At 62.9% G+C, this 24,778-nt stretch carries 23 protein-coding genes; 6 read left to right on the forward strand and 17 right to left on the reverse strand.

All coding sequences use genetic code 11. From position 1 onward, the window contains the following. Window positions 1-5 precede the first annotated feature (5 nt). From RHE_RS01925 to RHE_RS01940, 4 genes are all read right to left on the reverse strand, one after another. Window positions 6-572, reverse strand: a complete 567-nt coding sequence (locus tag RHE_RS01925) for a NifU family protein (protein WP_011423763.1) — start codon at window positions 570-572, stop codon at window positions 6-8. A gap of 109 nt (window positions 573-681) precedes the next feature. Beyond that, window positions 682-1,173 (reverse strand): universal stress protein, encoded by a 492-nt coding sequence (locus tag RHE_RS01930; RefSeq protein WP_011423764.1) that lies wholly within the window; start codon window positions 1,171-1,173, stop codon window positions 682-684. A 109-nt stretch (window positions 1,174-1,282) separates the two neighbouring features. After that, on the reverse strand, window positions 1,283-2,347 hold the full coding sequence (trpS, locus tag RHE_RS01935; RefSeq protein WP_011423765.1) for a tryptophan--tRNA ligase: 1,065 nt from the start codon (window positions 2,345-2,347) through the stop codon (window positions 1,283-1,285). A 97-nt stretch (window positions 2,348-2,444) separates the two neighbouring features. After that, window positions 2,445-2,843: a VOC family protein gene (locus RHE_RS01940; protein ID WP_011423766.1), complete on the reverse strand. Its 399-nt coding sequence runs from the start codon at window positions 2,841-2,843 to the stop codon at window positions 2,445-2,447. A gap of 185 nt (window positions 2,844-3,028) precedes the next feature. Between RHE_RS01940 and RHE_RS01945 the strand changes: the two genes are divergently transcribed. Beyond that, a complete protein-coding gene (locus RHE_RS01945) occupies window positions 3,029-3,457 on the forward strand; it encodes a YcbK family protein (RefSeq protein ID WP_011423767.1) in 429 nt (142 codons plus the stop codon). 168 nt (window positions 3,458-3,625) lie between these two features. On the opposite strand, the gene murJ is transcribed toward RHE_RS01945, so the two are convergent. From murJ to mutS, 4 genes are all read right to left on the reverse strand, one after another. Continuing rightward, the gene (murJ, locus tag RHE_RS01950) at window positions 3,626-5,206 is read right to left on the reverse strand and encodes a murein biosynthesis integral membrane protein MurJ (protein WP_011423768.1); all 1,581 of its coding nucleotides are present in this window, start codon (window positions 5,204-5,206) and stop codon (window positions 3,626-3,628) included. 10 nt (window positions 5,207-5,216) lie between these two features. Then, window positions 5,217-8,123, reverse strand: coding sequence for a [protein-PII] uridylyltransferase (locus RHE_RS01955; protein ID WP_020920228.1), 2,907 nt, complete (start codon window positions 8,121-8,123; stop codon window positions 5,217-5,219). A gap of 134 nt (window positions 8,124-8,257) precedes the next feature. Next, window positions 8,258-8,533 carry a hypothetical protein gene (locus RHE_RS01960; protein WP_020920229.1) on the reverse strand — a complete coding sequence of 92 codons (276 nt, stop codon included), beginning with the start codon at window positions 8,531-8,533 and terminating at the stop codon, window positions 8,258-8,260. A gap of 11 nt (window positions 8,534-8,544) precedes the next feature. Further along, window positions 8,545-11,271 (reverse strand): DNA mismatch repair protein MutS, encoded by a 2,727-nt coding sequence (mutS, locus tag RHE_RS01965; protein WP_011423770.1) that lies wholly within the window; start codon window positions 11,269-11,271, stop codon window positions 8,545-8,547. A 113-nt stretch (window positions 11,272-11,384) separates the two neighbouring features. On the opposite strand from mutS, the gene RHE_RS01970 reads away from it, so the two are divergent. After that, a complete protein-coding gene (locus RHE_RS01970) occupies window positions 11,385-13,667 on the forward strand; it encodes an NADP-dependent malic enzyme (RefSeq protein WP_011423771.1) in 2,283 nt (760 codons plus the stop codon). Between the two features lie 255 nt (window positions 13,668-13,922). Here the strand turns inward: RHE_RS01970 and RHE_RS01975 are convergent, their stop codons facing one another. The 6 genes from RHE_RS01975 to RHE_RS02000 all read right to left on the reverse strand — a co-directional run bounded on the left by RHE_RS01975 (window position 13,923) and on the right by RHE_RS02000 (window position 20,418). Beyond that, a complete protein-coding gene (locus tag RHE_RS01975; RefSeq protein WP_011423772.1) occupies window positions 13,923-14,792 on the reverse strand; it encodes a GNAT family N-acetyltransferase in 870 nt (289 codons plus the stop codon). 110 nt (window positions 14,793-14,902) lie between these two features. Then, window positions 14,903-17,185 (reverse strand): hybrid sensor histidine kinase/response regulator, encoded by a 2,283-nt coding sequence (locus RHE_RS01980; protein WP_011423773.1) that lies wholly within the window; start codon window positions 17,183-17,185, stop codon window positions 14,903-14,905. A gap of 55 nt (window positions 17,186-17,240) precedes the next feature. Beyond that, window positions 17,241-17,744 (reverse strand): signal peptidase II, encoded by a 504-nt coding sequence (gene lspA / locus RHE_RS01985; protein ID WP_011423774.1) that lies wholly within the window; start codon window positions 17,742-17,744, stop codon window positions 17,241-17,243. Further along, window positions 17,741-18,601 (reverse strand): TrmH family RNA methyltransferase, encoded by an 861-nt coding sequence (locus RHE_RS01990; RefSeq protein ID WP_011423775.1) that lies wholly within the window; start codon window positions 18,599-18,601, stop codon window positions 17,741-17,743. The genes lspA and RHE_RS01990 overlap by 4 nt, the downstream gene beginning before the upstream one ends. Continuing rightward, on the reverse strand, window positions 18,598-19,692 hold the full coding sequence (locus RHE_RS01995; RefSeq protein WP_011423776.1) for a class I SAM-dependent methyltransferase: 1,095 nt from the start codon (window positions 19,690-19,692) through the stop codon (window positions 18,598-18,600). Before RHE_RS01995 ends, RHE_RS01990 begins: the two co-directional genes overlap by 4 nt. A gap of 126 nt (window positions 19,693-19,818) precedes the next feature. Continuing rightward, window positions 19,819-20,418, reverse strand: coding sequence for an NUDIX hydrolase (locus tag RHE_RS02000; RefSeq protein WP_041678531.1), 600 nt, complete (start codon window positions 20,416-20,418; stop codon window positions 19,819-19,821). A gap of 106 nt (window positions 20,419-20,524) precedes the next feature. Here RHE_RS02000 and RHE_RS02005 point away from each other — a divergent pair, with 106 nt between their 5' ends. Beyond that, window positions 20,525-20,980: an SRPBCC family protein gene (locus RHE_RS02005; protein ID WP_011423778.1), complete on the forward strand. Its 456-nt coding sequence runs from the start codon at window positions 20,525-20,527 to the stop codon at window positions 20,978-20,980. Window positions 20,981-21,038: 58 nt separating this feature from the next. Next, window positions 21,039-21,473, forward strand: a complete 435-nt coding sequence (locus tag RHE_RS02010; protein WP_020920232.1) for a GNAT family N-acetyltransferase — start codon at window positions 21,039-21,041, stop codon at window positions 21,471-21,473. Window positions 21,474-21,492: 19 nt separating this feature from the next. Here RHE_RS02010 and RHE_RS02015 read toward each other — a convergent pair whose 3' ends face one another. The 3 genes from RHE_RS02015 to sppA form a co-directional block, all read right to left on the reverse strand. Beyond that, window positions 21,493-21,825 carry a LapA family protein gene (locus tag RHE_RS02015; protein ID WP_011423780.1) on the reverse strand — a complete coding sequence of 111 codons (333 nt, stop codon included), beginning with the start codon at window positions 21,823-21,825 and terminating at the stop codon, window positions 21,493-21,495. Between the two features lie 130 nt (window positions 21,826-21,955). Next, window positions 21,956-22,255 carry an integration host factor subunit beta gene (locus tag RHE_RS02020; RefSeq protein ID WP_003544934.1) on the reverse strand — a complete coding sequence of 100 codons (300 nt, stop codon included), beginning with the start codon at window positions 22,253-22,255 and terminating at the stop codon, window positions 21,956-21,958. 29 nt (window positions 22,256-22,284) lie between these two features. Then, the gene (gene sppA / locus RHE_RS02025; protein WP_011423781.1) at window positions 22,285-23,235 is read right to left on the reverse strand and encodes a signal peptide peptidase SppA; all 951 of its coding nucleotides are present in this window, start codon (window positions 23,233-23,235) and stop codon (window positions 22,285-22,287) included. A 218-nt stretch (window positions 23,236-23,453) separates the two neighbouring features. Here sppA and lptC point away from each other — a divergent pair, with 218 nt between their 5' ends. Both lptC and RHE_RS02035 read left to right on the forward strand, forming a co-directional pair. After that, a complete protein-coding gene (gene lptC, locus RHE_RS02030; RefSeq protein ID WP_011423782.1) occupies window positions 23,454-24,119 on the forward strand; it encodes an LPS export ABC transporter periplasmic protein LptC in 666 nt (221 codons plus the stop codon). Between the two features lie 15 nt (window positions 24,120-24,134). After that, window positions 24,135-24,767: an LptA/OstA family protein gene (locus tag RHE_RS02035; RefSeq protein ID WP_020920233.1), complete on the forward strand. Its 633-nt coding sequence runs from the start codon at window positions 24,135-24,137 to the stop codon at window positions 24,765-24,767. The last annotated feature ends 11 nt before the right edge of the window (window positions 24,768-24,778 follow it).

The raw sequence follows: 24,778 nt of genomic DNA on the forward strand, positions 1-24,778 counted from the left end.
AGCTTTCAAGCGGCAATGACTTCCTGCACTTCGGGAACGAAATGGCGCAGCAGGTTCTGAACGCCGTGCTTCAGCGTCGCCGTCGAAGAGGGGCAGCCGGAGCAGGAGCCTTTCATGTTCAGATAGACCTTTCCGTCCTTGAAGCCGCGGAAGGTGATGTCACCGCCGTCCTGGGCGACGGCCGGGCGCACGCGAGTCTCCAGAAGCTCCTTGATGGTCAGCACGATCGATTCGTCGCCTTCATCAAAGAACTCGTCGCCGGCATCGACGTCCTCGGAAAGGATGGAGGCATCCCCCATGACCGGCTTGCCGGACATGAAATGCTCCATGATCGAGCCGAGGATAGCCGGCTTAAGATGCTGCCATTCGGCGTTGTCCTTGGAAACGGAAATGAAATCATAGCCGAAATAGACGCCGGTCACACCAGGAATATCGAACAGCCGAGCGGCGAGCGGCGAGGCTTCAGCCTCTTCGGCGCTGCGGAATTCGGCGGTGCCATTTTCCATGACGACCTTGCCCGGCAGGAACTTCTGTGTGGCGGGGTTCGGCGTGGCTTCGGTCTGAATGAACATCTGGCTCTCCATGTGACAGGCTCGAGACCTCGGCCGTCTTTAGAATTCTTCAAAAGAAGATAAGCCCATTGCCTGGCCTAATCAAGAGACTTGTACTCAAGAAATAGGTTCAGCAGAGGGCGTCGATTTCCTCATTGGTCAGCGTGTCCGGCAGTACGGTGACGGGAATTGGAAACGCCGCCGCGCGTCCGGCGACCGACGAAACCAGCGGTCCCGGGCCTTCCTTTGCCGAGCCGGCGGCGAGAACGAGGATAGCCACGTCGCGGTCTTCCTCGATCACGGCGTTGATCTGCTCGGCCGCACTGCCTTCGCGGATGACGACCTCAGGCTCGATGCCGATCGTCTCGCGCACGATCTGGGCGATCTTGGCAACCGTTGCCTCGGCCTCCTCGCGCGCCTCGGCCCGCATGATCTCCTCGACGCCGAGCCACTGCTGGAAATCGCCGTTGGGAATCACATAGAGCAGCACCAGGCCGCCATTGGAGTTCTTCGCGCGCCGGCCGGCGTAATGAACGGCGCGCTGGCATTCGGGTGTCCCGTCGATCACCGCCATGAATTTGCGGCGGTGACCTTCGAGCCGTGAGAGTCGCTTCGATACCATGGGGCGGACTCTGACACCCGAAGCGGAAAAATTGCAAGCGCAGTTTTTGGCGCCTCTCGCTCTGAAGGAGCCCCCGTTCTTCCCCAGAAGGCAGAAGAGGAGATCTGCCTCAGTAGAGGAAGCCGATGACGTCGCGTACTTGGCTCATCGTCACTTCAGCGCGGGCTCTCGCCCGTTCGCCGCCCTTGCGCAAGATCGCGTCGATATGGCTGGTATCGTCCATCAGCCGGCGCATCTCGCCAGTGATCGGCGCCAGTACATGGATGGCGAGATCGACCAGCGCCGGCTTGAAGACCGAAAATTGCTGACCGCCGAAGTCGGCCAGCACCTCGGCCTTCGATTTGTCGGCGAGCGCGGCATAGATCGCCACCAGATTGTCGGCTTCCGGCCGGCCCTGCAGCCCGTCGACCTCGCTCGGCAAACCGTCCGGATCGGTCTTGGCCTTGCGGATCTTCTTCGAGATTGCCTCCTCGTCGTCCATGAGATTGATGCGCGAAAGGTCGGAGGGATCGGATTTCGACATTTTCTTGGTGCCGTCGCGCAGCGACATGACGCGCGGCGCCGGTCCGCCGATCAAGGGTTCGACCATCGGGAAATAGGCATGCACCGGCTCGTCGCCGACGGTGATGTCGATGCCGTAGCCGCTCTTGCGAATATGCTCGGCATAATCGAGGTTGAACTTCATCGCGATGTCGCGGGCAAGCTCCAGATGCTGCTTTTGGTCCTCGCCCACGGGCACATGGGTGGCGCGGTAGACGAGGATGTCGGCGGCCATCAGGCTCGGATAGGCGTAGAGGCCGAGCGAAGCCTGCTCACGGTCCTTGCCGGCCTTGTCCTTGAACTGCGTCATGCGGTTCATCCAGCCGATGCGCGCGACACAGTTGAAGATCCAGGCGAGTTCCGCGTGCTGCGGCACGGCCGACTGATTGAAGACGATATGCTTTTCCGGATCGATGCCGGCGGCGATGAAGGCGGCGGCGATCGAGCGCGTCTGGCTCGGCATGTCCTCGTGCACCAGCTGGGCGGTGAGCGCATGCATGTCGACGACGCAGTAGATGCAGTCATTGCCTTCCTGCAGCGCCACGAAGCGCCGGATCGCGCCGAGATAGTTGCCGAGATGCAGATTGCCGGTCGGCTGCACGCCGGAGAATACGAGTTTCTTGAATTCGCTCATGTCGTCCTCAATAGGCTGGTGGAGGGCCCCAAGGCTTTTTCGCCTGTGTTGCTGATGCCGCGGCTTATGCACGGGCGACCGGTCGCAATCAAGGGGTTCAGCCCGCTGTATGCTGGATCAGATCGAAGCTGTTGCCGTAGGGATCCGCAAACACCGCGACGGTGCCGTAAACCTCGTGCCTCGGCTCTTCGAGAAAACGCACTCCGGCCGCAAGCATGGCGGCATGATCGCGCACGAAATCATCGGTCTTCAGGAAGAAGCCGACGCGGCCGCCCGTCTGATTGCCGATCGCCGCGCGCTGCGCATCGTTTGCGGCCTGCGCCAGCAGAAAGGCCGCCCCATCCCCGCCTTTCGGCTTCACCACCACCCAGCGCTTGCCGTCCGGCTGCTTCTCGTCCTGAAGGCAATCGAAGCCGAGGGCGCCGCAATAGAAGGCCTTGGCGCGATTGTAGTCGTCGACGACGAGGGTGACGAGGAAAAGGGACTGGATCGTCATGCGACCTCCTGCATTTGGACGTTTTTTCCGTTTTGAGGCGGGTAATGTCCCGATGTTAAGCCTAATTGATCAAGCTGTTTAGCCATAATTGAGTATAAAATTTCACAGAAAAGCTTTTATTGAACTGAAAATCCTCGAGCGCAGAGGCGGCCCAATGGCCGCCACGCTAACCGCCCGGAGGGACCATGCAGAACCTCGTTTCGCTCGCCATGGCAGGCCTTTTCACCCTACAATCAGCAACCAGCGCCGTCGGTCAAGACTTCAAGAGACACGCCCTCCATTTCCCCCGGCATGAGGCGCGCCTCGCCTACGCGCTCCAGACCGTCAGCGTGCGCGCCGGTTGTTTTCCAGTGCGCCTGCGCGCGATCCTGTCGCATATCGCCGCAAAGACCGGACGCCGCCCGATCGTTACTTCCGGCCTGCGGCCGCATCCTCGCCGTCATGGCTCCCTGCATGGAAAATGCCTGGCGGCTGATATCAGGGTGCCGGGCCTCTCGGAACGAACAATCATTGCTGCCGCCAGGACAGCTCCCGGCATCGGCGGTATCGGCAGCTATTGCAACGGCATCATTCACGTCGATGTCGGCCCGCAGAGGCGATGGGTCGATTGTTAAGCGAGAGAGAAAAGTGCTGCTCGGCCTTGTGCAATGGCTGTCCGGTTCGACCCGCCTAAAACCCCTCCCCAACCCTTCCCGACAAGGGGGAGGGGTCTTGGATCGAGGCTCGACCCCGATCGGCGGCGGCAGCCGGATGATGGGCTGATATCGGCAATTACCCCGGTTTTACGCATCCTTCGCCGGTACCGGCTTGCGGTTCAGGTTGCGCCGAATCATGCCGAGGTTCGCCCCGCCGATCAGGAAGGCGGCGGCGAAATAGATGAGCATGGCGATTGCGATCAGCAGCCCCAGCGTACCGACCTTGGTCAGAAGCGGCGCCCCGGAGGCGAGCCACGGCGCCCAATAGTGCTTAAGGAAGAAGATCGCCGCGCCCATAACGGCCGAGGCGACGATCAGCAGGGCGGCGCGTTTTGCCAGCGCCCATTCCCATGTCAGATGACCGCGGCGCAGAAGCGTGGTGAACAGCAGAAGCGTGCTGATCCAGCCGGCGGTGGCTTCGGCGACGGCGATGCCGGGCGCGCCCATAAAGGGGAAGAGGGTCAGCGCCGTCACGCAGTTGGTCCCCACTGCGATCGCCGAGAAGCGCATCGGCGTCTTGGTGTCCTCGCGGGCATAAAAGCCCGGCTGCAGCGCCTTGATCAGCACGAAGGCGGGCAGGCCGATGCCGTAGATCGCCAGGATCGTGCCGACTACCGCGGTATTTTCCTGATGGAAGGCGCCGCGCTCGTAGAGCACGCGGATGATCTCGTCCGAGAGGATCCACAGCGCGAAGGCGGCGGGGATGGTCAGGAACAGCACGAATTCGATCGAGCGGTTCTGCAGGTTTGCCGCTTCGCGCAGCGCCCCGCCCTTCAGCGCCCGCGCAAGCTCCGGCAGCAGCACGACACCGACGGCGACGCCAACGACGCCGAGCGGCAGCTGATAGATGCGGTCGGCATATTGCAAGGCGGCGATCGCGCCGTCGCGCGAGGAGGCGATCGCCTGGCCGATCAGCTGGTTGATCTGAGTGATGCCGCCGGTGACGGCGGCGGGCACTGCGAGGATCAAGAGCCGCTTGACGTTCGGCGTCATTTTCGGGAAGCGCAAGCCGATGCTCATGCCGGCCGCCAGCACGCCGATATAGACGACCGCGAGCTGCAGCACCCCGGCGGCCAGGACGCCCCAGGAGAGATACCAAGCTGTCGCGAGCGGATCGGCCCCGGTATAGAGCGAATAAAACAGCGCTCCGATCATCACCACGTTGAGAAAGACGGGGGCGATGGCGGCGGCGAAGAAATGATGCAGCGAATTAAGCATGCCGCTCATCATCGCCGTCAGCGACATGCACATCAGATAGGGAAACATCACGGCCGCCATGCGGATCGTGATCGAGAACTTGTCGGGATCGTCGGTAAAACCCGGTGCGATGATGAAGCGCACCAACAGCGGCATGGCAAGCTCCATCACGATGGTGATGAGGAGCAGCACCGAAAACAAGACCCCGAAGACTTCCTCCGAAAAGCGCTTGGCGCCGTCCGTACCGTTCGCCTCGATTTCCTTGGCAAAGAGCGGCACGAAGGCGGCATTGAAGGCCCCTTCGGCAAACAGCCGGCGGAAGAGATTGGGAAAACGGAAGGCGGCGTAGAAGACGTCGGCCATCGGTCCGGTGCCGAGCGCCGCCGCCATCAGCGTTTCACGGACGAAACCGAAGATCCGGCTGCCGAGAGTGGCGCCGCCGACGGTCGCGAATTTCTTGACGAGGCTCATGCTTTGGGGCTCATGCGGGGGAATCGGCTTTCTTTTCGGCCGCGGGCGATGTCCGGGCGGTGGCGGCGGGCGCGATGATGCCGGAGGGCATGCGCTCGCGCAGTTCGTCCTGTTCCTCGGCCATGACGGCCTTCATCCGGGCTGTGATATTGGCGCGCTTGCTGTCACCGGATATTTTCTGCCCGACCAGGTCGGTGACGTAGAAGGTGTCGATCACCTTCTCGCCGAACGTGGTGATGCGGGCCGACTGGATGTCGAGCGACAGATCGGAGAGCACGGCGGTGATTTCGGACAGGAGGCCCGGTCGGTCGAGGCATTCGACCTCGATGACCGTGAACTTGTTCGACAGGCTGTTGGTGATGTTGACTGAAGGCGGAATGTCGAAAGCCTTGCTTTTCTTGCGGTTGCGCGTGCGCGTGGCGATGACCTCGGGCAGGCGCTTGCGCCCGGCCAGTACATTCTCGATCATCCGCCCGATCGTGCCGGCGCGGCGCAGCTCGTCGGCATCGTCGGCAAATTCGCGGCTGACATGGATCGTATCGAGCGCCCGTCCGTCCGAGGTCGTGAAGATCTGTGCGTCGACGATGTTGGCGCCCGCCGCAGCACAGGCGCCGGCAATGACGGCGAGAAGGCGCGGATGGTCGGGCGACAGCACGGTGATTTCAGTGATGGCGTGGAAGCTGTCGGTGCGCACCATGGTGGCGAGCGCCTGGCCCGCCTTGTCAGCCTGGCGGATGAAGTCGGCGTGGCGGAGCTGGTCTTCCAACGGCACGGAGAGCAGGTAGGGCTGGTAATGCAGCTTCGTATAGGTGTTGCGGTCCTTCTGGCTCCAGTCGGAAAGGGCGCCGCGCAGCGCCTCGGCGGCGGCATTGGCCCGCTCCTTGCGGGAGACCTCCGAAAAGCCGCCGGCCAGGAGCAGCTCGGTTTCGTAATAGAGCGTGCGCAGAAGCTGGCCCTTCCAGCCGTTCCAGACGCCGGGGCCGACGGCGCGAATATCGCAGATCGTCAGGATCAGAAGCATCTTCAGCCGGTCGAGTGACTGTACGCGGTCGGCAAAGTCGATAATGGTCTTGCGATCGGTGAGGTCGCGGGTCTGCGCCACCATCGACATCGTCAGATGTTCCTCGATCAGCCAGACGACGAGTTCCGTCTGCTTCTGCGACAGGCCGAAGCGGGCGCAGAGCTTGCGGGCGACGCGGGCGCCGGCGATCGAATGATCCTCCTGGCGGCCCTTGGCGATGTCATGGAGGAGAACGGCGAGATAGAGCGCCTCGCGGTCCTCGATTCCCGAGATCAGCTTATTGGCAAGCGGATGCAGATCCTCCGATCGTGACTTGTCGATCTCCGAGAGAACCTCGACGGTGCGGATCAGATGCTCGTCGACCGTATAGTGGTGATACATGTTGAACTGCATCATCGCGACGATCTTGCCGAAATCGGGGATGAAGCGGCCGAGCACGCCGGCCTCGTTCATCCGGCGCAGGATCAGCGCCGGATCGCGCTTCGACGTCAGGATCGACATGAAGAGCCGGTTCGCCTCGTCGTTCTCCCTGAGCCTGTTGTCGATTAGCGCGAGAGAACGGGTGACGCGTTTCAGTGCGTCCGGATGGAATTCCAGCCCGTTGATGTCGGCGACGTGGAAGAGCCGCAGGATGCTGACCGGGTCGCGCTTGAAGACCTCGGCGTCGGCGAGAGCGATGCGGCCGCGGTCTTCGACGAATTCGACGCTGCCGGCGATCTTGCGGGTGCGATGGGTAAAACGGCTGATGACGCCGGTGAGACCCGGGATCGACTTCGCCTGCTGGTCTTCGAGTGCGGCGCACAGGATGCGCGTGAGATCGCCGACATCCTTGGCCACGAGGAAATAGTGCTTCATGAAGCGCTCGACCGCCGAGAGGCCGGGGCGGGTGTGATAACCGAAGGCCTCGGCGATCTCGCGCTGAATGTCGAAGGACAGCCGCTCCTCGGCCTTGCCTGTCAGGAAGTGCATATGGCAGCGCACCGCCCAGAGGAAATCGTCGGCTTTCTGCAGCAGGCGATATTCGTGTTTCGACAGGACGCCGAGCTTGATCAGCTCCGCCTGGTCGCGCACGTGGTAATAATATTTCGAGATCCAGAACAGCGTGTGCAGGTCGCGAAGCCCACCTTTGCCTTCCTTGACGTTCGGTTCGACGAGGTAGCGCGTGTCGCCCGCCTTGCGGTGGCGCTCGTCGCGCTCGGCAAGCTTGGCGGCGATGAATTCAGGGCCGGTTCCGGTGACGATCTCCTTGTCGAAGCGGGCTTCGAGCTCGGTTTCCAGCCGCTGCAGGCCGCAGATATAGCGCATCTCGAGGATTGCGGTACGAATCGTCATGTCGGACTTGGAAAGCGCGATGCATTCCTCCACCGTGCGGGTGGCGTGGCCGACCTTGAAGCCCATGTCCCAGAGCACGTAGAGCATGAATTCGACCGCCTTGTGCGTCTCCTCCGCCGGCCTCGGCGGGAAGAGGAAGAGCAGGTCGATATCGGAGCCTGGCGCCAGCGTGTCCCGACCATAGCCGCCAACGGCGGTCACCGCGAATTTTTCCTTCTGCAGCGGAAAGATATGGGCAGTGGCGAAATTATAGAGGACGGTAATGATCTGGTCCTGCAGCCAGGAAATCCGATAGGCGCAATTCAGCCCGCTGCCGTCGGCGGCAAGGGCCGCCCGCGCCTTCTGCCGGCCTTCCGTGCTCGCCTTTTTCAAGACGGCGAGAAGATCGGCGCGCATGATGTCGGGTCGGTTCCGGTTGGCTTCGGCGACGGCGTCGCATTGCTTCTGCAGCAGTTCGGTGTCGAGGATCGTCGAGAAATCGAGGTCGCGCATCGCTTTCGCCGAAGTGGCGTCCTGTTCATGCCGGGCTGCCGGTTCGCGGCCTGCCGCTTGTTTCGTCTGCATGCGCTATAGCCTCTTTGCCCGGCGATTGACACGGGCTTTCATATTGCAAGAACCTTTAAATTTGGCGAAATGGTGTTGGTCCGCTGCTGGATGCGGGATGCTTTGACGCAAGCAGCCGACTTTCCCGAAAAGCCTCAGCTCGCGAACTCGGCATGCAGCGAATACAAGACCTGCCGTGTCTCGCTCAGGATCTCCTCGAGCGTCTGACGGTCGCATTCGCGATAGCCTGCCTTGGCAATCGAAGTAGCGAGCTCCGAGATTGTAGCGCAACTGCGCGTCATTTTCAGCAGGCCGATCGGCGAGGTCCAGCCGCGCGCATTGCGGTCCCGGTCGGCGCGCCGCATCGTGTCGAGCATGGAGCAGATCAGCGACAGGCGCTCGGTTTCGCGAACCAGCTTTTCCATGAACATCGGCCGCGCTCCTATTTCAGCTTTTTCTTGAGATCGTAAAGCGCGTCCATCGCCTCGCGCGGCGTCATGTCGTCGAGGCTCATCGCCCTCAGCGCCTCCTCGACCTTGGACGGACCGCGGGCCGCGTCCTCGCGGCGCACCGCCACCTGGAAGAGCGGCAGATCGTCGATCAGCTGGCTCGCCGGGTTCTTGCGGTCGGCATCTTCGAGGCGGGTGAGCACGTCGCGGGCCCGGGCCACGACCGAGGCCGGAAGCCCGGCAAGACGGGCGACCTGGATGCCGTAGGAGCGGTCGGCCGCACCCGGCCCGACCTCATGCAGGAAGATCACGTCGCCGTCCCATTCCTTGACGCGCATCGTGGCGTTCGATAGCCGGCCGAGCTTTTCCGAAAGCACGGTCAGTTCGTGGAAATGCGTGGCGAAGAGGCCGCGGCAGCGATTGGCCTCATGCAGGTGCTCGACGGCGGCCCAGGCGATCGACAGCCCGTCGAAAGTGGCGGTGCCGCGGCCGATTTCGTCGAGGATGACGAGTGAGCGGTCGCTCGCCTGATTGAGAATGGCAGCCGTTTCCACCATCTCGACCATGAAGGTGGAGCGTCCGCGCGCCAGATCGTCGGAGGCGCCGACGCGGGAGAAGAGCCGGTCGACGATGCCGATATGGGCCGATGTCGCCGGCACGAAGGAACCCATCTGCGCCATGATCGCGATCAATGCGTTCTGGCGCAGGAAGGTCGATTTACCGCCCATATTCGGGCCGGTCAGCAGCCAGATCGCCCCGTCCTTGTCGCCTGTTTTCGGCGACAGATCGCAATTGTTGGCGACGAACGGGCCGCCCGCCTGCCGGCGCAGCGCCTGTTCGACGACCGGATGGCGTCCGCCTTCGATCGCAAACATCTTCGAGCCGTCGACCTGCGGCCGGCAATAGGCTTGCTCTTCGGCCAGAAGCGCCAGGCCTGCGGCGACGTCGATCACCGCAAGCGCCCGCGCACCCGATTTGATCGATTCGGCCTGCGCGACCACGGCCGCCGTCATCCTGTCGAAGGCTTCGAGTTCGATCGTCAGCGCCCGATCGGCGGCGTTGGCGATGCGGCTTTCGAGATCGGCAAGCTCGGTGGTGGTGAAGCGCATGGCGCTCGCCATCGTCTGGCGATGGATGAAGCGGGACTTCGCCTCCGACGTCTCCGTCATCGGGGCGGCATTGCCGGCGGTCACCTCGATGAAATAGCCGAGGATATTGTTGTGCTTGATCTTCAGCGACCGGATGCCGGTTTCCTCGGCATATTGCAATTGCAGCCCGGCGATCACGCGGCGCGACTGGTCGCGCAGCGCCCGGACCTCGTCAAGCTCGGCGCTCGCACCGTCGCGCAGGAAACCGCCGTCGCGTTTCAACAGCGGCAATTCATCGGCGAGCGTTTCTGCAAGCAGGGTTTCGAGGCCCGCGGGAAGGGCCTGCAGCCCGGAGAGCGCTTGATCAAGCTCTTCCGGCAGCATCGCGCTTGCAAGAAGATCGGCAAGTCCGCCGGCCGCTTGCAGGCCCTGGCGAATTGCCCAGAGATCGCGTGGCCCGCCGCGGTCGAGCGCCAGGCGGGACAGGGCGCGCGGCATGTCGGGCACATGTTTCAGCGTGTCGCGGAGCTTGCCGCAGAGCGAGGGCTCCTCGATCAGAAAGCCGATCGAATCGAGCCGCGCATTGATGCGGGCGGGGTCGGTGAGCGGCGACATCAGCCGCTCGGCGAGAAGCCGCGCGCCGCCGCCGGTGACGGTGCGGTCGATCGCCTTCAGGAGCGAACCGTTGCGGTCGCCCGACAGCGTGCGGGCGAGCTCCAGATTGGCGCGGGTGGCCGGGTCGATGAAGAGCGTCGACGCCGCGCTTTCCCGCTCCGGCTTTCCAAGCGGCGGCCGCTCGGCAATCTGCGTCTTCTCGACATAGGCGACGGCGGCCGCCGCCGCCGCGAGTTCGGCGCGCGAGAAGCTGCCGAAGCCGTCGAGGGTCGAGACGCCGAAATAGCGTGCGATCCGGCCTTCGGCGCTGGCGCTGTCGAATAGCACGGAAGGCTGTGGCACCGCCGTGCGGCCAAGCACGTCGAAGACCGGCTTGAGCTCGGCATCGTGGAAGATCGTGTCGGGCAGGATCAATTCGCGCGGATCGATGCGCAGGATATCGGCAAGCAGCCGCGAGCTTTCGGTCTCGGCAAGCCGGAAGACGCCTGTGGAAATATCGATCCAGGCGAGCGCCAGCTGCGGTTCGGCGCCGCCGCGGATGCGGGCGAGCGCCATCAGATAGTTTGATTCCGAAGGCGAGAGCAGCTTCTCCTCGGTGATCGTGCCGGGCGTGACGAGACGGATCACGTCGCGCTTGACGACGGATTTGGCGCCGCGTTTCTTGGCCTGGGCCGGATCCTCGATCTGTTCGCAGACGGCGACGCGGAAGCCGAGCGAAATCAGCTTCTGCAGATAGTCGTCGGCCGCATGCACGGGCACGCCGCACATCGGGATATCCTGACCCATGTGCTGGCCGCGCTTCGTCAGCGTGATGCCGAGTGCCCGCGAAGCCTCGAGAGCGTCCTCGAAGAACAACTCATAGAAATCGCCCATGCGATAGAACAGAAGCGAGCCAGGATTGTTCGCCTTGATCTCTATATATTGCTCCATCATCGGCGTGGCGGAGGCACGGCTTTCCGCCGTGGCGAGCTCGGCAGCCGAAAAGGCTTCATTCCCGATGTCTATTCGTGCGTTCACAGAGGTGCAGTTTTTCCCAAAAAAACAGGTGCCAACCCTATCCGCGCGCCGCTATAGATGACAACAGCATTTGAGGAAGAGCGAAGCGTCGCCCACAGGACGTTGGAGGATTTATGCCCGATATCGATAAGAAGGACCGGCCGGTGACCTCGGTTACCGACCAGGAGGCGCTCGAATTTCATGCCATGGGCCGCCCCGGCAAGCTGGAGATCAACCCGACCAAGCCGATGGCGACGCAGCGCGACCTGTCGCTGGCCTATTCTCCGGGTGTCGCCGTCCCGGTCAAGGCGATCGCCGCCGATCCGCAGACGGCCTACGACTATACCGCGCGCGGCAATATGGTGGCCGTCATTTCAAACGGCACGGCGATCCTCGGCCTCGGAAATCTCGGCGCGCTCGCTTCCAAGCCGGTCATGGAAGGCAAGTCGGTGCTCTTCAAGCGCTTTGCCGACGTCGATTCCATCGATCTCGAGATCGACACCGAAAATGTCGACGAGTTCATCAACTGCGTGCGCTTCCTCGGCCCGTCCTTCGGCGGCATCAATCTTGAGGACATCAAGGCGCCCGATTGCTTTGTCATCGAAAGCCGGCTGCGCGAGCTGATGGATATTCCCGTCTTCCACGACGACCAGCATGGCACGGCGATCATCGCCGCGGCCGGCCTGATCAACGCGCTGGAGCTGACCGGCCGCGACCTGAAGACGACGAAGCTCGTCTGCAACGGTGCGGGCGCGGCGGCGATTGCCTGCGTCGAACTGGTCAAGGCGATGGGTTTTGCCCCTGAAAACATCATCCTCTGCGACACCAAGGGCGTCATCTATCAAGGCCGCACCGAGGGCATGAACCAGTGGAAATCGGCGCATGCGGCAAAGACCGAGGCGCGCACGCTGGAAGAGGCGATGAAAGGGGCCGACGTCATTTTCGGCCTGTCGCAGAAGGGCGCCTTCTCGGCCAAGATGATCCGTTCGATGGCGGACCGGCCGATCATCTTCGCCATGGCCAATCCCGATCCCGAAATCACCCCGGAGGAGGTGGCCCGCATCCGCGACGACGCCATCATGGCGACCGGCCGCTCGGACTATCCGAACCAGGTCAACAACGTCCTCGGCTTCCCCTATATCTTCCGCGGTGCGCTCGACGTGCGCGCCTCGACGATCAACGACGCGATGAAGATCGCCGCCGTCAAGGCACTGGCAAACCTTGCCCGTGAGGATGTGCCCGATGATGTGGTCGCCGCCTATCAGGGCAACCGCCCGCGTTTCGGGCCGCAATATATCATTCCGGTTCCATTCGATCCGCGGCTGATCTCGGCGATCCCGGTCGCGGTCGCTGAGGCCGCGATCGAAAGCGGCGTTGCCCGCAAGGTCATCACCGATATGGCCGGTTATGCCCGCGAGCTTTCGGCCCGCCGCGATCCGATCGCCTCGACGCTTGCCAGCCTCTACGAACGTGTCCGCCGCCGTCCGAAGCGGATCGTCTTTGCCGAAGCCGAGGAAGAGCAGGTGCTGCGCGCCGCGCTGTCCTATGCCAACCAGCAGCTCGGCACCGCCCTGCTGCTCGGCCGCGAGGACCTGATCCGGGCGACGGCGGAGCGCGCCGGCATCGATCTCAACCGCCCCGGCCTCGAGATCGTCAATGCTCGCATCTCCACCCGCGTCGAGGCCTACATCGATTACCTCTATGCCAGGCTGCAGCGGCAGGGTTATCTCCACCGCGATGCCCAGCGCCTGATCCACAATGACCGCAACCATTTCGCCGCCACCATGGTGGCGCTCGGCGACGCCGACGGCATGGTGACGGGCATCACACGCAACTATTCGACCGCACTCGAGGATGTGCGCCGCTGCATCGACGAGAAGCCCGGCCACCGTGTCATCGGCGTGTCGCTGGCGCTCTGCCGCGGCCGCACCGTCTTTGTCGCCGATACGGCAGTGCACGACATGCCGACGGCCGAGCAGCTTGCCGATATCGCCGAAGAGGCCGCCGGCCTGGCGCGGCGCATGGGTTATCCGCCGCGCGTCGCCATGCTTGCCTATTCCACCTTTGGCCATCCCTCCGGCGAACGCTCCGAGCGGGTGCGCGAAGCGGTGAAGATCCTCGATCGGCGCCGTGTCGATTTCGAATATGACGGCGAGATGGCCGCCGATGTAGCGCTGAACCGCAAGGTGATGGAGCAATATCCCTTCTGCCGGCTCTCCGGCCCCGCCAATGTCCTCGTCATGCCGGCCTTCCACTCGGCCTCGATCTCGACGAAGATGCTGCAGGAACTCGGTGGCTCCACCGTGATCGGCCCGATCCTCGTCGGCCTCGACAAGCCGGTGCAGATCACCTCGATGGGCGCCAAGGATTCCGACATCGTCAACATGGCGGCGATTGCCGCCTATGGCGGCTCATAAGGCCATCTGCTCGCATGGCGAGTATTCAGTGACCGGGGAGATCGGCGAGCTCATCCGGCTGCCGCCGCTTTCTCCCCGTGAAAGGGGCGACGGGGATATGGCCTGTTCGTCCAACCGACGTGTCGTGTGGCAAGTCCCCCTCGCCCCGTTTACGGGGGGCCGAAGGGGCGGGTCGAGACCCGTTGCTCGATCCAGGCAAGGGTCAGTGTGAGAGGCAGCCGTTGGCGCCTACCAGACAGCCGTGCGACGAAGCAATCAGCTCGCGAAGCGACCGGCGTCGGCGCCGTAGTAGTTCAGGTAGCGGTCGGAAATGCTGGAGATCGGTAGCACGATCAGCACGTCGGTCGTGTTGAAGGCATGGTCGATGACCGCGCTCGAGCCGACCATAGCGCCGAGGCGCAGATAGCCCTTGATCAGCGGCGGCAGGGCCATCAGCGCCCGCTTCGGGTTGACGGCCTCGGCCGGCATCAGATCCATGTTGCGGGCGAGATGCGGCAACGCGCCGACGGCCCATTCGTCTTTCGCCAGCACATTGTGATAGAGGAAGGACAGCGCCAGGGCGTGGCTTTCGAGATAGACGCCGGGAAACGAGGCGCAGCCGAACATCGCGCTCATACCGTGCTTCAAGGCATAAGCCCAGTTGCCCTGCCAGAGAAGCTCGACGGTGCGTTTGGTGCGGTATTCCGGCAGCACGCAGGAGCGTCCGAGCTCCATGAAACGCTTGTCCGGATGCCTGGCGAGGAGGCTCTCGATTTCGAATTCGGAAGCCGAGTAGAAACCGCCATTGGCGATGGCGACATCTTGGCGCAGCAGCCTATAGGTACCGACGATCTGGTCTTCCGGATCACCCTCGAGCGAGCGGTCGAGAACGAGAAGATGGTCGCAGAAAGCGTCATAGGCATCGAAATCGCGTTCGCGCCGCATGGCTTCCGGCGGCAGCTGGGCCTTCATTTCTTCGACGAAAACGCGGTAGCGCACTGCCTGGGCCGCATCAATCTCGCGTGCCGTGTGGGCGAGGCGGGTTTCGAGATTGCCGATCCGGCCGAGAATGGCGCCGTCTTGCTGCGCAGCCGGCCGTGCAGCCTCCGCGGTAACGTCACGATTCAGGATGTCGATGGAGGACATGGCGATTCTCCCGTTGCCGGCTTATCGACGCCATAAAACACTTCTGTGCGACAGGAAAGTGACATATTGAATTTCCCGGCGCAAGCGGTCTGCGCAGTCAATTCAGCGACCTACCGCGCCTCTGCCCGGCGGGCGGAGAGGGCCGCGACCGCCTGAACTTCCGTCAGCAGCCGCACCGGATCGACCGGCTTTACCATGACGCGGTTGGCGCCATTGAGCAAGACCTGGCGGCGCGACTCGTCGCTCTTGTCGGCGGTGAGCACGATCACCGGCACCGGGGCAAGATCGAGCCGCCTTTCATGGCCGCGCAGCCGCCCCAGCATGTCGATGCCGTTGCCGCCGGGCATCGATAGATCGCTGATGATGATGTCGGGCCGGGCGTTCGCCTGGCCGAGGGCGCAATCGAGGAGCGTCTCGAAATCCTCGACATGGTGCACCTTGTGTCCGCCCTTTTCGAGCATGACGCGCACCAGCATCGCATTGATCGGATCGTCCTCTCCGAGCAGGATGCGCAGGCCGTGTGCGGCAACCACGGTCTCGGCCATCGGCAGGCCGAAACCGGGCTGGTTGTCGTTCAGCGCGTCGCGCTTCTCCATGCCGCGCATGCGCCCGCGCAGCACATCGATCAGCGACTGTTCGCGTAGCGGCCGGATGAGCCAGGCGTCGAACAGGTCGAGCGGATGGGCGCTGCGCTCTTCCGGGTTGACGAGCAGGACCTTGCGCAGGCCAAGGGCAGCGATTTCGGCGCGATCGGCAAGATGCGCTGAAAATTCCGCGGACATGCGATGATCGACGATGATATCGGTCGGCCGGCGGCTGCCGCTTGCCATTCCGAGCAGCCTCGCGCGCGCAGCCTCGCCGGTGTCGACGAGGTGGCAGACGCCGCCGAGCGCGGTGATCGTTTCGGCAATGGCGGAGCGGGCAGCCCCGGCTGGCGCCAGCAGCACGACGCTGTTGCCGGCAAGCAGCGTGTTTCGCCGCTCGGAGCGCTCGCTGTCGAGTTCAATGGGGAAGCGGATGGTGAAGGTGCTGCCTTTGCCCTTTTGGCTGGTGACCGTCAAGGCGCCGGCGAATTCGCGCATGATGCGGGCGGAGATGGCAAGGCCAAGCCCGGTGCCGCCGCTCTTGTCGGCAACATTTCCACCCTGCTCGAATTCGCCGAAGACGCGCGCCTGCTCCTCCGCCGTCATGCCCGGACCGGTGTCCGTGACGGTGATCAGGAGGTTGCCGGCATTGAGCGAGACGCGGATGAAGACGCCGCCGGCCTGGGTGAATTTGACGGCATTGCCGATGACGTTGAAGAGAACCTGGCGCAGCCGCGCCGCATCGAAGCTCATATTCTCGGGCACGTCCGACGAAACGGTGGCACCGATCTCGATCCCCTTCTCATGCGCCCGGTGGGCGAGCATTTCGACGACGCTTTCGAGAAGCTTGCGCAGCGATTCCGAGCGCGGGTGCAGCTCGAAGCGGCCGACCTCGATGGTGGAGAAATCGAGTAGATCCTCGACAAGCTGCGTCAAGGCATGGCCGGACTGACGGATGTTGGCAAGATAATTCTGCTGTTCCTGAGTCAGCCGCGTTTCCGCGAGCAGGTGCGTCATGCCGAGAATGCCGGAAAGCGGCGTGCGCACTTCGTGGCTGACGGTTGCGAGCAGTCGGGATTTCGCGGCGCTGTTATACTCGGCTTTCTGGCGGGCCGACTCCCGGCTCTGCGCGATGAGCCGCTCCTCCGTCACATCACGGGCGACGCTCTGCAGCAGCAGGTGACCGCTGCCCGGGTCGCGGGTGACGACGTCGCGCCACAGGAAAATACGCTGGCCTTCCGGCGTCGATATCTCGACGTCGTAGCAGTGCGGGATCGGGCCGGGGCGGAAGGCAAGCCCGATCTCTTCGCAGGTCCGCCCTTCCGGGCGCAGACGGCCCGTCAGACGGCGAAATGTGTCGTTGGCCGAGATGATGCGCCGGTCCATAGCGCGGGTGAGGGTGATGTCGCCGAGCACGTCATGCACCTCGGCGAAGAGCTTCGCGCCATCATCGCCATTCGGAGTGGATCGATCGGCCGGCTGCTCGCTTCTCTGCCGGCGAACCATCAGCACGGCATAGCCGGCGATGACGGCAAGGCCGAGAGCGACGAGACCGCCCGAAAGGAGCAACGGCTCGCCGGCATGGGCGAGCAGCGTCAGGATCATCGCGGCCAGAAAGCCGGCACCGCTCAGCCAGTAGAACAGCAGGCGCCGCGTCGCTGCAGGCCCTGATAGGGGAGCAGCCCCCGTGCGCGCTGCAGATGCGCCGGGACGCGGAGGGGGGTCCTCCGTCCGCTCCTGATGCGGCTTGACGGCGGTTCCGCCGAAGGCGGCGGACAATCTTTCCTGCAACTGTCCCAGACTCTGCATGGTATCTGGATAACATGAGGCTTGTTCCGAATGCCTTCAGGAATTCGATAAGATTTTAGCGGCCGGCCTTTTTCGGCAGCAGCAGCTCCTCGAGAATGACACAGCCGGCGCCGATGGTGATGAAACTGTCGGCGAGATTGAACACGGCAAACGACCAGCTTTCGGTGTAGAACAGGATGTAGTCGATCACATGCCCGTAGGCGAAGCGATCGACAAGATTGCCGATCGCCCCGGCAATGATCAGCGCATAGCCGAGATGGGCGAGCCAGCGGTCTTTTGCCGTGCGGTACCACAGCCAGATGACGAAGGCGACGATGACGAGCCGCATGCCGACGATGAACCAGCCGTCCATGCCCTCCAGCATCGAAAAGGCGACGCCGAGATTATAGGTGCGGTAGAGCGCCAGCATCGGAATGACGGGCACGGCTTCCTGCAGCGGCAGGTAATGATCGACGGCGACCTTGACGACTTGGTCGATCAGAACGGCGGCGACGATGAAAAAGAGGATCGGCGCCGGGCGCGAAAACAGTGCGGGGCGTGCATGCGTCGGTTCGGTCATTTGCCCTCGGCAAGTGAGAGGAGATGGCGGCGCGCCTCGAAAAGCATGACGGCAGTGGCGACGGCGAGGTTGAGGGAGTCGGCACGGCCCTGCTGCGGGATGCGGGCAAGCGCATCCGCTTCCCGGGCGAGCTGGTCCGGCAGGCCGGATTGTTCGTTGCCCATCAGGAGTACGGTGGGCTTCTTCCGGTAGTCGATCGTGCGATAATCGACCGCGCCGGCCAGATGGGTGGCGACGATGGAAACGCCAGCCGACTTCCGCCAGGCCAGGAACTCCTCCGGCGTCGCCCGCGCGACCGGAACGGCGAAGACCGAGCCCATGGTTGCCCGTACGGTCTCCAGCGAGAAGGGATCGGTCGTCTCGCCGATCAGAATGATGCCGGACGCGCCGGCTGCATCGGCCGTCCGGATGATGGTGCCGAGATTGCCCGGATCTCGTACCCGGTCGAGCGCCACCCACGTCTCACCCTCCTGCGGCCGAATACCCTTGAGCGGCGCCCAGCGCTGCTCGAAGATGCCGACGACCATTTGCGGGTTGTCGCGCCGGGTGATTGCGGCGATCACCTTTTCGCTGACTTCGAGCACCAGCCCTCCCGAGGCGACGGTCCTTGCCGCCATCTGCTCGACCAGCGGCTTGCCCTTGGCGGCCTTGGCATAAACCAGCGTTCGGATCGTCCAGCCGAGCTCGATCGCATCGATGACGAGCTTCAGCCCTTCCGCGAGGAAAGTCCCGCTTTCCTCCCGCGACTTCTTGTTGGTCAGCGCCTTGATGTCCTTGATGATCGGATTGGCGAGCGAGGTGACTTCCTTCACCTGCCCGACCCTGCGCGGCCCCTGATCGTGGAAGTCCTTGCTCATTTCGGCACCCAGCGGGAAAAGAGGGAGGTGGAAAGCGCGCGGCCCGGCGTTTTGCCGTCGAGGCCTGCCTCGCGAATGACCAGCTCGCCGGATTCGACCGCGCCGCCGGCGCCACGCATCGTTTCGCGCATCAGCTCGTGGATCGAATAGAAGCTGGCGCGGATCGAATAGGCCGTTAACACCAGGCCCGCCGCCTTCGGCGACAGGATTTCGCGGCAGACATCGAGCATCAGCGGCAGATGCTCGAAAAGATGCCAGACTTCGCCATTGGGGCCGCGGCCGAATTTCGGCGGATCGGTCAGGATGATGTCGTACTGGCTGCCGCGGCGTTCCTCGCGCAGGATGAATTTCATCGCATCCTCGCAGATCCAGCGGATCGGCAGCTTCTCCATGCGTCCGAGCGCCTGGTTTTCGCGCGCCCAGCCGATTGCCTTCTTCGACGCGTCGACATGGGTGACCTCGGCGCCAGCGGCGGCGGCGACCAGCGAGGCGACACCGGTATAACCGAAGAGGTTCAGCACCTTCAGCGGCCGGCCGGCATTTTCGACCGCCTCCTTCATCCAGCTCCAGTGCACGATCTGTTCGGGAAAGACACCGACGTGACGGAACGAGGTGAAGCGGCCGAGAAAATCGACGCCGAGCAGGTTGAGCGGCCAGGTCTCGCCGAGCGCGGCCTTCGGGAAGCGCCAGCGGCCGGTGCCTTCCTCGTCGGTATCGCCGGTGAACACGGCATCGACCTTCTCCCAGATCTGCGGCGCCAGCGACGGCCGCCACAGCGCCTGAGCTTCCGGGCGGATGATGCGGTAGGGGCCATATTGCTCCAGCTTTTGGCCGTCGCCGCTGTCGATCAGGTGGAAATCGCCGGCGCCGAGCGATTCGAGAATGACAGGCACGCGCTCCGCCGGCCGATCGCCGCTGCGTGCCATGAGCGGGCGCGAAACCGCGGCCGGCGCAGTCTCGCGAACTGTATCGCGTGTGGCCGCGGGGCGCACCACGGGCTTCAGTGATCGGCCGGCGCGATCGTCCCTGCTGCTTTCACCGGCGGGACCTGATGTCTTCTTCTGGCCCGGCCGGCGTTCTCTTTGTTTCAACGTGCTCTTCCGCGTCTCTGTCGGGGTGTCTTGCAGGCTATGCAGTAGCCCAGAAGACCGTGCCGGATCAACTGCGCGCTGGCCGGCCCCGGCGAGAGGGCAGCTTCTGCGGGCACAGCCCCTATTTCAAGCCCTCGGACGCGCCCCTCTCCGAAGCCAGCTTTCTGCCGCATAAAGTGCAGCGACATGCATCGACTGCATGATGACGGCGCCGGATTGCAGGTCGCTGAGGATGGCGGCAAGATCGGTAAACAGCAGCTCGACCTTCTCGCCGGGGTCGAAACGCGGTTCGCCGGCTCGGCTCAGACCGAGCGCCAGCCAGCTCGTCACCGTGTTGCTGTGGCTGGCCGCATTCGGATAGGAGGTGAGCAGCTTGACGAAGGTCGAGGCTTCATAGCCGGCCTCTTCCCGCAGTTCGCGCTGTGCCGCCGCCAACGCCGCATCGCCGCTCTTTCCGTCGCCAGTCTTGCCATCGTCTGCTTCGACACCGCCGGCGACGAGGCCGAGCACGATCTCGCCGCGGCCGTGCCGGTATTCCCGCGTCAGCAGCACCCGCCCGTCGGGCATGACTGGGATGACGTTGATCCAGTCGGGATAATCGAGCACATGGAATGGCGCGATGACGATTCCGTCGGCGGTGACGCAATCGTCGCTCCGCACCCGGATCCAGCGGTCTTCATAGGTGATGCGGCTTGCCGTCACGCTCCAGGGCTTCAGTTCGTTCATCGGCCAATTCCTCGCTCGGGATCGTAACGCAGATAACATTCCCCTCCGCCTTGGCAAAGCGGTTTCCCGCTGGATAAGTTGAGCGAATCGAAGATGGGGCTGCCGAATGGATTTCACCGGCGAAGAACGCATCGCCGCGCCGCGGGACATCGTCTGGGCAGCGCTCAACGATCCGGAGATCATGCGTGACTGCATTCCCGGCTGCCAGGGCATCGAGCGGCTGTCGCCAAGCGCTTTCGAGGCGACGATCAAGGTCAAGTTCAGCCTTTTGTCTGCCACCTTCCATGGGCTGCTGACGCTTTCCAATATCGATGCGCCGGAAAGCTATACGCTATCAGCCGAAGGCAAGGGCGGTCTGGCCGGCTTCGCCAGGGGCAGCGCCGATGTCGTACTTGAGGCGAGGGGCGAGGAGACGATCCTGCACTATAGGGCCAAAGCCGAACTCGGCGGCAGGCTCGCCCAGCTCGGCGCACGCCTGCTCGATTCGACCTCGCAGCGGCTGGCCGAAAATTTCTTCTCGGATTTCAATAGTGCGGTCGTTGCAAAAATGGCTGCGGATTGAGCGCCGAAGGCTTTCGCCGCGGCTTGGCGCGGACCTGCGCCTGAGCTATTCCGACATGATGACATGGACCATCAGGCCGCCGTTGGCGGAAGACCAGGAAACGCTCGCGGACATCTATCTTTCAGTGCGGCGCCAAACATTCGTCTGGGTCGATCCCGGCAAGTTTCACCGCGAGGATTTCTGCGTTCATACCAATGGCGAGACGATCTTCGTCTGTGAGCATGCCGATCGGAGCGTCGCCGGCTTCCTGTCGCTCTGGCCGGAGGACGATTTCATTCACATGCTTTATATAAGGCCGGAATTCCAGGGGCTCGGCGCCGGCACGGCGCTGCTCAGGGCGCTGCCGGAATGGCCGCGACATAGGTACCGGCTGAAATGCCTGGTGAACAACCGGCGGGCGAAGGCCTTCTACCTTTCCCACGGTTTCGCCGTGACCGGCAATGGCGCGTCGCCGGAAGGTGATTATGAGGAGCTGAGCTTTTCTCCGGTTTGACGAGGCGGTAAAGCCGATCTTACCGCGACGACAGCTGGCCGGCGATGTCCTCCGCGCGGGACCTGTGACGATCGGCCTCGCCCTGCCAGCGAATGGCTTCCTTGGCCTCGATGCGGGCGCGCTTGCGGTGTTTGCCCTGGCTGAACCAGGTGGCGGCCGAGCCGATCAGCATGCCTGCGATCAGCGCTATGAACAGGAAGACGAAGAAGGGTGCGGAAACCGCAAGCACCGGATCGTCGGGCCTGAAGGGATTGAAGGCGAGCGTGACGCTCTGCCGGTTGGCGACGCAGAAGATGATGAGGATGACGCCGAGCGGCAGCAGAATCAACAGGTTGACGATCTTCTTGGCCATTTGAGCTTCTCCATGCGCCTTATATGCATCGGCCCGAAAATCGATTCCGACTTTCGGGCCGATGCGCTAGCAGAATAGGAAAACGGTGTTCAAGTTCAAGTGCGGTTTCGCCGCAGGCTGCTTGCGCCGCTCAATCCTCTTCGTCGGCCTGGCCGGGATTGAGCCGCTCGCGCAGCTCCTTGCCTGTCTTGAAAAAGGGAACCCACTTTTCCTCGACGAAGACGGTATCGCCGGTGCGCGGGTTGCGGCCGGAGCGGGAAGGGCGGTTCTTGACCGAAAACGCGCCGAAGCCGCGCAATTCGACGCGGTTGCCCGCAGCCAGTGCATCGGTGATCTCGTCGAGAACCGCGTTGACGATATTCTCGACGTCGCGATGATAGAGATGCGGGTTGCGTGCCGCAACAATCTGCACCAATTCGGACTTGATCACAGTCGCCCCCTTAAATTATTGATTTCTTATCAATCGCGGCCAACCTGCCAAACTGAAAGCAGCCCGTCAAGAAGCAACTTTGGGGGCAGGATTCCGTTGATATCCTGGCCCCTGATGAGATCATCATAACCTAGGATAGTAACCAGCCGCGAAACAGCTCCGGCGAGCAGAAAAGGCGTGTTGCTCTTCTTGTCCCAATCCACCATCGGCAGATCGGCGTCGACGCCCCGCGATTGCAGGTAGGCGCGGATTTCCGCCTCGCCGCCGATCGTATCGACGAGCTTTGCCTGGAGCGCCTGCCGGCCGGTATAGATCGTCCCGTCGGCGAGTTTCAGCACTTCCTCACGCGGCAGCTTGCGCCGTTCGGCGACCAGGTCGACGAACCAGTTATAGCTGTCGACAACCATGTTGCGGATCATCGCCTTGGCTTCCTCGCTCGCCTCGTGGAAGGGCGAGGGCTCGGCCTTCAGCGGCGAGGATTTGATCTCCTGCAGCGATACGCCGATCTTGTCGAGCAGCGGCTGGATCTGCGGATATTGGAAAATGACGCCGATCGAGCCGGTGATCGAGCTGTCGCCGGCTATGATCGTGTCGCCGGCGGTGGCGATCATATAACCGGCCGAGGCGGCAAGCGTGCGCACGTCGGAGACGACGGGCTTCTTGGCCGATATCGCCCGGATCGCATTGAAGATTTTTTCACCGCCATAGGTCGTGCCGCCAGGCGAAGAGATCGAAATCACCGCAGCCTTCACCTGATTGCTGGTCTCGACCTTTTTCAGCCGCTCCAGCAGTTCGTCGTCATCGACGATCAGCCCCGATATCGTCACATGGGCGATATGCGGACTTGCCGTGCCGGCCTCGCCGAGAGCGAAGCGGTAGAAGGCAAAACCGAGCGCCACGATGAGGGCGACGGCTACGATGCGCCAGAAGCCGAGCTTGCGGCGCAGCCGCCGGCGATCCGCGATAATCGAACTGTCCATAGAAACCTCCAGCGCTGGGTTCGGCATGGCGCCGATGGACCCGGTGAAATTGATGGCAGCGGCGCGTACGAATGCCACTTTTGTATGTTTTTCCGTTTTGTTGCTTGTTGCAGAAAAAATTCCATATTGGCAAGCCAATGTAATAATGCGAAACGAACTGTGATTGTCGGCCGCTTTGTTAAGCAGGCGGGGCAATCATCGCACATGGAACGAGACCTATGCTCGATACCCTGAAGAACAACGGACATGCCGCTTATGCGGGCTCCGGCCGGAGCCCCTATGGCGATGCGTTGTTCCATTCCGCCCGCGTGCGGAGACTGAAGATTTTGCTGCCGTTGGCCGCCCTTATCGTCGCCGGCGCCCTCGCGACGGTGGCCTTGGTGAGCTTGTACCTGCCCGAAAACGTCAAGTTTGAAGGCGCCAAGATCGAGAACGGCAAGGTCGTGATGGAAAAGCCGGCAATTGCCGGACGCAACTCCGACGGCGTCAATTATTCCATGCTTGCCGAACGGGCGCTGCAGGATATCCGCAATCCCGATCTCATCACCCTCGAGACCATCAAGGCCGCCGTGCCGATGAATGACGGGCTGATTGCCCGCGTCATCGCTTCGACTGCCGATTATAATCGCGCCACCGACAACCTGCATATGACGGCTCCCTTCACCCTGGTGCTGAGCAGCGGCCTCAACGCGCAGTTTCAGTCCGCCCGGCTCGATATCAAGGGCGGCAACATGCGCAGCGACGATCCCGTCACCATCACAAAGGACAATGCTTCCATTGTTGCGAAGACGCTGGAGATAACCGATAAGGGGCGCGTGATCACATTCGAGGGGAATGTTCGCATGAATGTCGATCCATCCACCATTCATAAACAGGGCACTTAACCAGCCGGGTCACCCATGACAAAAGATTGTCGCATTTCAGCTTGCAAGACGGGCATCGCATTTGTTGCCGGCGCATTTGCCCTTGTTCTGACGGTCTCGGGCGCGGGAGCGCAGTCGACGACCATGTCGGGCATGAAGCTTTCCAACGATCAGCCGATCCAGATCGAAAGCGACAAGCTGGAGATCCATGACCAGGAGCACACGGCCCTCTTCACCGGCAACGTCAAGGTCGTCCAGGGCACGACGACGATGCAGTCCGGCAAGATGACCGTCTATTACAAGGACAAGGCCGCAAAGTCGGGCGCCGGCGCGCCGGCTCAACCCGAGGCGAAGCCCGAGAAATCGGCCTCGCTGGCGTCCGGAAGTGCGGATATCGACAAGATCCTGGTGACGGACAAGGTCTACCTGGTCTCCGGCACGCAGACGGCGACCGCCGACGACGGCAATTTCGACATGGCCTCGCAGACATTCATCCTGACCGCGGATCAGGGAAACAAGGTCATTCTGTCGGACGGTCCGAACGTCTTCACCGGCTGCAAGCTGACCGTTCATATGCAAACCGGCCAGGCGGAGCTTGAAAGCTGCGGCGGTCGTGTCCAGATTCAGCTCGATCCAAAATCGCAGCCGAACGCGCAGAAGCAGAACTGAACCGGCCTCCC

Source organism: Rhizobium etli CFN 42, from assembly GCF_000092045.1.
Classification (GTDB): domain Bacteria; phylum Pseudomonadota; class Alphaproteobacteria; order Rhizobiales; family Rhizobiaceae; genus Rhizobium; species Rhizobium etli.